This window comes from Vibrio sp. 1978 (assembly GCF_033344345.1).
The window spans coordinates 1-625 of record NZ_JAWPOP010000641.1 but is presented as its reverse complement, the minus strand read 5'-3'; the positions used below and the strand labels follow the sequence as shown (position 1 = coordinate 625).

At 47.7% G+C, this 625-nt stretch carries 1 pseudogene; it reads right to left on the bottom strand.

The annotated features are described in order from the left end of the window. A pseudogene (locus R8N49_RS28290) lies at window positions 1–547 on the bottom strand (ABC transporter substrate-binding protein); the annotation flags it as partial. Between the last annotated feature and the right edge of the window lie 78 nt (window positions 548–625).

Sequence of the window (625 nt, the reverse complement as noted above, 5' to 3'; positions counted from 1 at the left end):
CTAGCGCCAACACTTCTCGTCCATCGATCAACTCTTTCACTGTCTTGACGTCTTCGTCGATCGAGCCACTTGGCTTAATTGGACTTAAACTTGAATCGGTACGAGAAACAAGCCATACCGCCGATGGGAAGTAGTCCTGAGAAAAGTCCAATACCTCTTCCCGCCAATCCAAAATCGTCACGCCATTGGCGATCAGATCACCCTCAATTGGCACACTGCCACCCACTACTGCGCGGTTGTGTCGGTATTGAACATCTTGACCTGTCAGCTTACCGACCATGTCACTCCACTGAGCCGGTACGTACTCATATCGCACACCTAACGAGCTCGCAAATCCTTTTACGATATCGACATCTAATCCTGTCAGCGTGTGCATTTCACCTTGCTCGATGTAAGAAACAAAATTGGCATAAGGCACACCGATATGACGAAGCACACCACGTTCACGGATTTCTTTAAGGTCATTAGACCAAGCCGAAGAAGACATCACGGACGCTGCCAAAATCGCCACAGCAGTGATGGTTCGTTTAAGTGTTTTGACTGACATTGTGTATATCCTTCCCTTCAACAAAGCGCCCATAAATGGGCGCTTGAGTGATAAACAACGACGTTAGAACGAGTAGTA